This window comes from Phycicoccus elongatus Lp2 (genome assembly GCF_000367525.1).
GTDB lineage: Bacteria > Actinomycetota > Actinomycetes > Actinomycetales > Dermatophilaceae > Phycicoccus_A > Phycicoccus_A elongatus.
This window is the reverse complement of sequence record NZ_HF570956.1, coordinates 1,722,801-1,730,103: the sequence shown is the minus strand read 5'-3', so window position 1 is coordinate 1,730,103 and position 7,303 is coordinate 1,722,801. Positions and strand designations below refer to the sequence as shown.

The 7,303-nt window shown below is 70.1% G+C and carries 6 protein-coding genes and 2 pseudogenes; 2 read left to right on the top strand and 6 right to left on the bottom strand.

Annotated features, from left to right (window positions below; translation table 11 throughout):
* Positions 1-84: 84 nt before the first annotated feature.
* From efeO to BN10_RS08180, 5 genes are all read right to left on the bottom strand, one after another.
* Positions 85-1,206: an iron uptake system protein EfeO gene (gene efeO / locus BN10_RS08200; RefSeq protein ID WP_010850758.1), complete on the bottom strand. Its 1,122-nt coding sequence runs from the start codon at positions 1,204-1,206 to the stop codon at positions 85-87.
* A gap of 91 nt (positions 1,207-1,297) precedes the next feature.
* Complete coding sequence (locus BN10_RS08195; protein WP_010850757.1) at positions 1,298-2,002, bottom strand: lysophospholipid acyltransferase family protein; 705 nt, start codon at positions 2,000-2,002, stop codon at positions 1,298-1,300.
* Positions 2,003-2,023: 21 nt separating this feature from the next.
* Positions 2,024-3,454, bottom strand: a complete 1,431-nt coding sequence (gene zwf / locus BN10_RS08190) for a glucose-6-phosphate dehydrogenase (protein WP_010850756.1) — start codon at positions 3,452-3,454, stop codon at positions 2,024-2,026.
* 105 nt (positions 3,455-3,559) lie between these two features.
* Complete coding sequence (pheA, locus tag BN10_RS08185) at positions 3,560-4,495, bottom strand: prephenate dehydratase (protein WP_010850755.1); 936 nt, start codon at positions 4,493-4,495, stop codon at positions 3,560-3,562.
* Positions 4,492-4,899, bottom strand: a complete 408-nt coding sequence (locus BN10_RS08180; RefSeq protein ID WP_040752974.1) for a DUF4446 family protein — start codon at positions 4,897-4,899, stop codon at positions 4,492-4,494. Before BN10_RS08180 ends, pheA begins: the two co-directional genes overlap by 4 nt.
* A gap of 153 nt (positions 4,900-5,052) precedes the next feature.
* On the opposite strand from BN10_RS08180, the gene BN10_RS16355 reads away from it, so the two are divergent.
* Positions 5,053-5,670, top strand: coding sequence for a TMEM165/GDT1 family protein (locus BN10_RS16355; protein ID WP_010850753.1), 618 nt, complete (start codon positions 5,053-5,055; stop codon positions 5,668-5,670).
* 285 nt (positions 5,671-5,955) lie between these two features.
* Here the strand turns inward: BN10_RS16355 and BN10_RS18085 are convergent.
* Positions 5,956-6,687: pseudogene (locus tag BN10_RS18085) on the bottom strand (glycosyltransferase 87 family protein); the annotation flags it as partial.
* Between the two features lie 237 nt (positions 6,688-6,924).
* Between BN10_RS18085 and BN10_RS17305 the strand changes: the two are divergent.
* A pseudogene (locus BN10_RS17305) lies at positions 6,925-7,303 on the top strand (hypothetical protein); the annotation flags it as partial.

The window sequence follows — 7,303 nt, the reverse complement described above, 5'->3', positions numbered from 1 at the left end:
CGGCATACGTCATCCCGGCGGTGGCGACGGCGAGACCCGCGCCGACCCCGGTGCCGATCAGGGCACGCCGCGAGGCGTTCTCGCTCACTGCTGGGCCAGCGCGGCGCCGATCTTGCCGACCTGCTCGCTGACCGCGGTCAGCGCGTCGGAGAGGGCCTGGATGTCGGCGGTGCTCACGGTGTCGTAGCGGGCGTAGCCGTCGCCCTGCTTCTGCTCGGCGATGAGCCCGTCCAGGGTCGCGGCGGCCCGGTCGTAGTCGGCGAGGAAGTCCGCCTTCTTCGAGTCGAGCACCGGGCGCAGCACGTCGACCCCCTTCTTGGACCCCTCCCAGTTGGCGGCGAAGTCAGCGAGGTCGGTGTGGCTGTAGCGGTCCTCCTCGCCGGTGATCTTGCCGGTGGCCATCTCGTCGAGGAGTTCCTTGGCGCCATTGGCGATCTTGAGCCCATCGAGGTCGGCGTCCTTGGCCCGGGCCACGATCGTCGTGACGTCGGCGATCAGCTTGTCGGCGATGGCGCTGCTGTCGGCCTGGAGTCCGTCGACCCAGAGGTCCTTCTCGAGCCGGTGGAAACCGGTGAACTCCAACCCCTCCGCCACCACGTCCTCGCGGCCGTCGATGGCCGGGTCGAGGTCACCGAAGGACTCGGCGACGGGCTCGATGCGTTCCCACGGGGCCCGCGCCACGGCATACCGGCTCTTGGCTGCCTCGACGTCGCCCGACTTCACTGCGGTCACGAATTCGGTTGTCCTGGTCAGCAACTCATCGGCCTGCGCGGCCACCCACACTTGGTAGGTCTTGGCCGCCTCCTCGAGTTTCGGGTCGGTCGCCGTCGTGATCGACTCCCCGGCCACCGTCAGCGTGGTGGAGATGCCGTCGCCGACCATGCCCGGTTTGCAGGTGCCTGCGTACTGGCCCGGCTTCTTGATCGTCACGTGGACCGAGCGCGTCGCGCCGGGCTTGAGGTTTTCCACCTCGGAGAGCACCATCCCCTCCTCGGTCACGACGTAGAACTCGGTGATTTTGGAGCCGTTGTTGGTGATCGTGAACTCGCGGTCCCCCGTCGTGGTCTCACTGGCCGACAGGGTGCACGAGTCATCCGTGGCCTCGACCGCGATGGCGCTCCCGGATGATGACGTGGCCGCGGCGCAGGCGCCGAGCGGGAACGCGAGGACGGGTGCGAGCAGGGCGAGGGTGGCGCGGGCGCGCATGGCGAATCTCCTGGCGTGAGGGAACGGCGTGAGTCGGGTGTGCCGCGGTGCGGCTCGATCAGCCGGCGGTGACGCCTAAGGTAAGCCTTGCCTAAGTCTCTGGCAAGTCGCCGTTCGGGTCCGTGGACCGCAACTCGGCCTCTGTGAAGGTGTGGGCCACCCGCGCCTCGGGCGGCAGCTGGTCGACGATGGCCGCCATGACGCGGGCGGTGTCGGCTTCGACCGACTCGCCCATGAGCTCGACCGGTGGCCCGATCCGCACGCGCACCGGTACCGGCTCGCGCCAGCGCGACACGCGGGGTCCCTTCGCCGATCGCGGCCACAGCACCTCGGTGCCCCAGATCCCGACGGGGATGACCGGCGCGCCGGTCGCCTGCGCCATCCGGACGACACCCGGCTTGCCGACGAGGACCGGGTCGAAGAAGGCGGCACCCCGCGGGATCGTCCCCTGGGGCATCAACCCCACGAGGTCCCCCCGCTGCAGGGCGGCGACGGCTGCGGCATACGGGGCGTCCCCGGGAGCGGCGCGATCGACCGGGATCCCACCCATGCCGTTGCAGATCGCGCCGACGAGGGGGACGTCGAAGAGCTCCTTCTTGGCGAGCATCCGCAGCGGTCGGCCGCCCCGGCGCACGAGCTGGGCCAGGACGAAGAAGTCGGCATAGCTGCGGTGGTTGAAGGCGACGACCCCCGGCCCCTGCGCCGGGAGGTGCTCGAGGCCGGAGATGTCGAAGCGCACCCACCGCTGCCACGCCGGGTGGAAGAAGTGCTGGAGCAGCAGCTGGAGGTCACGCACGGGCAGTGACCTCGCGACCGATCAGGGCTTCCTCTCCCGCCACGGTCGCTCGAACGGCAACCGCCACGAGGCGGGGGCGATGAGCTGGTGGATCTGGTTGGGCCCCCAGGTCCCGGGCGCGTAGGGCCGCACGACCGGCGGGTTGTCGATGAGCGGCTGGCTGATCTCCCAGAGGCGCTCGATGCCCTCGGCGGAGGTGAAGAGAGTGCGGTCGCCCTTGGCGGCGTCATAGATGAGCCGCTCGTAGGCCTCGAGCACCGCTCCGGCCCAACTGGTCTCCTGCATGGAGAACTGCATCGACAGCTTGTCGAGCTTCATGCCCGGGCCGGGGTGCTTGCCATAGAAGGAGAGCGACATCTTCGGCTGGTCGGAGAGGTCGAAGGTGAGGTGATCCGGCCCATGGTCGCCGACGCCCGAGCCGGGCGGGAACATCGACTGCGGCGGCTCCTTGAAGGCGATGGAGATGATCCGCGCACCCTCGGCCATCCGCTTGCCGGTGCGCAGGTAGAAGGGCACGCCGGCCCAGCGCCAGTTGTCGATGAAGCACTTGAGCGCGATGAAGGTCTCGGTCTGCGAGTCCGGGCGCACGCCCGGCTCGTCGAGGTAGCCGGTGTACTGCCCGCGCACGACGTCGGTCGGCTGGATCGGCTGCATCGAGCGGAAGACCTTGTTCTTCTCGCGCGAGATGGCGCGCGGCTCCAGGGCGGTCGGTGGCTCCATCGCGGTGAAGGCGAGGATCTGGAAGAGGTGGGTCACGACCATGTCGCGATAGGCGCCGGTGCCCTCGTAGAAGTCGGCGCGCTGGGTCAGCCCGAGCGTCTCGGGGACGTCGATCTCGACGTGGGAGATGTTGTTTCGATGCCAGATCGGCTCGAAGAGGCCGTTGGCGAAGCGGAAGGCGAGGATGTTCTGGGCGGCCTCCTTGCCCAGGAAGTGGTCGATCCGGAAGATCTGGTCCTCATCGAAGACCTCGTGCAGCCTCGCATTGAGCGCCACCGAGGTCACATAGTCGGTGCCGAAGGGCTTCTCCATGATGATCCGCGAGCGGTCGACGAGATCGGCGTCGGCGATCGTCTTCACCGCGGAGAGCGCGGCCTTGGGCGGAACCGAGAGGTAGTGCAGACGCCCCTCGTTGTCGCCGGGGAGGAGCTCCTCGCACCGGATGACCGCGTCGTGCAGGGCCTGCGGGCCGGCCGACAGGGGCACGAAGTCGAGCCGCTGGAGGAACTCGCGGTAGTCCTCGTCGGTGATCTCGCGCGTCGAGTGCTCCCGGATCGCCGCATCGGCGAGCGCGCGGAACTCGTCCGGGCTGAGGTCGTCGAGCGAGGTCCCGACCACGCGCAGGTCGTCGAGCAGTCGCGACTGGAAGAGGTGCATCAGCCCGGGGATCAGCTTGCGCTTGGCGAGATCACCCGTGGCGCCGAAGAGGATGACCGTGATGGGTGCGCTCATGGCGCAACTCTGGCCGATTGGCATGCCGCGCGCCACCCCCGGGCACGAGCCCTTGCGTCCGCGTCTTCCGTCGCACTGGCCACGCAAGACGCGGCCGCAGTGGTCTCAGATCGTCTGGCGGATCGCCGCGAGCCACTCACGCGCGGCGGCGAAGTCGGCGTCGCTGTTGCGCGGGGCAATATCGGCGGCCCGGCGGTCAGCGCGCGGGTAGGACCCGAGGAAGACGACGTCGGCGCACACCCGCTTCAGCCCCATGAGGGCCTCGCCGATGCGGGCGTCGAGGACATGCCCCTCGAGGTCGATGGAGAAGCAGTAGGACCCCATCGAGTGCTTCGTCGGACGCGACTCCAGCCGGGTCATGTTGATCCCTCGCGTGGCGAACTGCTCGAGCAACTCGAGCAACCCACCACTGTGATCGTCACGCTGGTAGAGCACGACCGTCGTCTTGTCGGCCCCCGTCGGGGCCGGCAGTTCCCCGGGCCGGGAGACGAGCACGAAGCGGGTCACGGCCGTGCGCACGTCGCCGATGTCCTCGGCGAGGACGGTGAGGCCGGCGAGGTCCGCGGCGATCGGCGCGCACACGGCGGCCTGATAGTTCTGCTCACCGGCGGCCAGCCCCATCGCCGACGACGCCGTCGACAGGGTCGGCACATAGGTGGCACCGGGCAGGTTCGCACCGACCCAGCCGCGCACCTGCGCCCACGCGTGACTGTGGGTGCCCACCGCCGTGACGTCCGCGAGCGTCAGCCCCTCGCGGGCGGCGAGCACGAAGGTGATCGGCACGAGCACCTCCCCCACGACGACGAGCGGGTCTCCGGTCGCGAGGTTGTCGAGGGTTGCGCTCACGCCGCCCTCGACCGAGTTCTCGATCGGCACCATCCCGGCATCGATGCGCCCCTCACGGACGGCGGCGAGCGTCGCGTCCACCGAGTCGTATGCCGTGGCGTCGGCTTCCGGCGCCCACGCCTTGAGGGCCATCTGGGTGAAGGTGCCGGCCGGGCCGAAGTAGCCGTAACGGGTCGGCTGCGAAGAGTCGGTCATGCGTTCCTCTTCCCGGTGCGGGCGGCGGCGAGCGCCTGCTGCTCCTCTGGGGTGAGGGTGGTGTCGGCGGCACCGGCCACGACCCCCTTGGCGTACGTGCGCGACTCCCCGCGGGCGTGGATCGAGGACAGCACGAGACCGTCCCCCTCGTCGTCGATGATCGCGGCGCTGAAGGACAGCCGGCCCCCCATGTCGCCGAAGGCGTCATAGCGCACGACGGCAACATGCCTCAGGGCCTGCCCGATGTCAGCGCGGAGCGCAGCGTGGTCACCGGACCCGATCGGCCGCGCCGTCTCCAGGCGATGCAGCCTGGCCCGCAGCGAGCGCTGCTGCACCAGGACGATGACGAGCAGGAGGAGCGGCAGGACGAAGAGCACGAGCAAGCCCGCCTCGATTCCCGTCATCCCGAACACGACCACAGGGTATGCCCGGCTTCCCCGCCCCGCCCTGCCGTCTCGCGCCCATCACCCAACGTCCGCGTCACGCAGACGTTGGGTTGAGACCGGCGCGGCGGGCGCGTGGGGGTGGGGGTGGGCGCGGCGAACTAGAGTGTCCGGGTGCTCGACCTGACCACGATGGCGCTCGTCTTCGGCGCCATCTTCCTCGTGGAACTCCCGGACAAGACGTTCATCGCGACCCTCGTGATGTCGACCCGCTTCCGACCGCTGCTCGTCTGGATCGGTGTCGGTCTGGCCTTCCTCGTCCAGACCCTGGTCGCAGTCGTCGCCGGAGGCCTGCTCGCCAAGCTGCCCACGACCCCCGTGCAGCTCGTGGCGATCGCCATGTTCCTCATCGGCGGCCTCATCCTCCTCAAGGGAGCCGCCGGAGCAGACGCCGAGGAGGCCGAGACCGAGGAGGAGTTCGCGGAGAAGTCGAACCGTCAGGTCCGCGGCTGGCAGATCGTGTCGATGTGCTTCGGCATCATCTTCCTGGCCGAGTGGGGCGACCTCTCCCAACTCCTCACCGCGTCCATGGTCCTCAAGTACGGCGAGCCGGTGTCGGTCTTCCTCGGTGCGTGGGCGGCCCTGCTCGCCGTGTCAGCGCTGGGGGCCGCCCTCGGCCGCACCCTGCTGACCAAGATGAAGCTGTCGACGATCCGGCGCATCGGCGGTGTGGTCTGCCTCGTCCTGGCCCTCGTGGGCATCCTCGAGTTCACCGGACTCTTCGGCGGCTGAGCGATCCGGCGCGACATACCGCCGCCACAACTGCCAGAGCAGCACCAGCGCGAGGACCCCACCGGCCATGCCGGCGTTCTGCAACAGCCGACCCGGCAGCCTGGGCCAGTCCCGATGGTTCAACCAAGAGATGCCCCACCACGGCAACCGGCAGAGGAACCACACGGTGACGGCGCTCGCGGCATACAACCGCCAGCGCTCGCGCAGCGGATCGGCACCGAGCAGCGCGAGGATGACGACGACCACCCAGTGGTAGTGGTGCACCCACGAGACCGGCGAGATCAGGCAGGCGACGATCCCGACGGTCGCCACCTCGGCCACCGACGCTCCGGCGACGTGGAACCGGCGGGCCAGCCCGAAGCCCAGCACCGCGACCGTCCCGGCGAGGACGAGCCAGAGCGCCGTGCCGACGAGACCGTCCGGGCCGACCCGCAGCAGGACGCCACGGATCGCCTGGTTCGCGGTGCCCGCGTTGGGCCCAAGGCGCGCCGGATCCTGCAGCGCCCCACCCCAGAAGGCGAAGGACGCCTGGGGCAGCACCAGCCAGGTCGCCAGCGTGACGACCACCGCGGTCGCGACGGCGGTCGCCGCCTCCTTGAAGCGCCGACAGACAAGGAAGTGGATGACGAAGACACCCGGCGTCAACTTGATCGCCATCGCCAGCCCGACGAGCACCCCCGCCGGCACGCGAGCCAGCAGCCTGGGCCGCGGACGCACCAGGTCCATCAGGCAGGCGAGCACGAGGAAGGCGTTGACCTGCCCGAAGCGGATGCCGTCGCTCACCGGGTGCAGCCACAGCATGGGCGCGGCAAGGACGGCGAGGGCGACCGGGAGCCAGGGGCCGAAGCGGATGAGAAGGGGGCGCGCGGCATACCAGGTGATCGCGGTGGTCGCGAGGACCTGGGCGAGCGTCCACGCCCACCCGGCCATCCCGAAGGGCACGAGCGCGAGCGGCAGCGAGAGGATCGCCGCGAAGGGTGGGTAGGTGAAGGGCAACAGTTGCGGCGCCTCGGTCATCGCCAGATAGATCGGACGCCCCGTGAGGATCGACTCCCCCGCCTGCCGGTAGACCTCGACATCGACCTGCCACTGGTCGAGCGGCCAGAAGACGAGGTAGCGCAGGACGACCGGCATCGCCGCGAGCGCGACGATCAGGGCGGCGAGGGCCCACCGGGCCCACACCTTCACACCATCCTCACGCCCCGCCACCCGTTCATTGTCAAGGTATGCCGCGGGGTTCCGTAGCCTTGGGGGGTGCCGCGCCGTGTCCTCGCCCTGATCGGGCTCACCCTCGTGGCCCTCGTCGCGATGATGTCAGCCAGTGCCGCCGCGACCGCGTCGACCCCTCGGGGATCAGTCCCGCAGGCATCGGCCCCGCGGGCATCGGCGCCGGCCGGTGCCACCGTGCTCGTGGGCACAGGAGGGCTGTCCTGGACCGATGTCTCCGAGCGGGCGACCCCGAACCTGTGGGCCCTGCTTCGGGACGGCTCCGGTGGCGCGATGTCGATCCGGTCCGTCTACACCAACACCTGCCCGATCGACGGCTGGCTGGGCCTCTCGGCGGGCGGGCGCGCGGCCGCGGTCCGCGAGGCGCCGGCGCCCCAGAAACCCTGCGCGACCCTGCCCGAGCCAC

What these genes read in the sequence shown, in the direction of transcription:
- efeO (WP_010850758.1), bottom strand. Translation starts at nt 1,206, where the DNA reads ATGCGCGCCCGCGCCACCCTCGCCCTGCTCGCACCCGTCCTCGCGTTC.
- pheA (WP_010850755.1), bottom strand. Translation starts at nt 4,495, where the DNA reads ATGACCGACTCTTCGCAGCCGACCCGTTACGGCTACTTCGGCCCGGCC.
- BN10_RS08180 (WP_040752974.1), bottom strand. Translation starts at nt 4,899, where the DNA reads ATGACGGGAATCGAGGCGGGCTTGCTCGTGCTCTTCGTCCTGCCGCTC.
- zwf (WP_010850756.1), bottom strand. Translation starts at nt 3,454, where the DNA reads ATGAGCGCACCCATCACGGTCATCCTCTTCGGCGCCACGGGTGATCTC.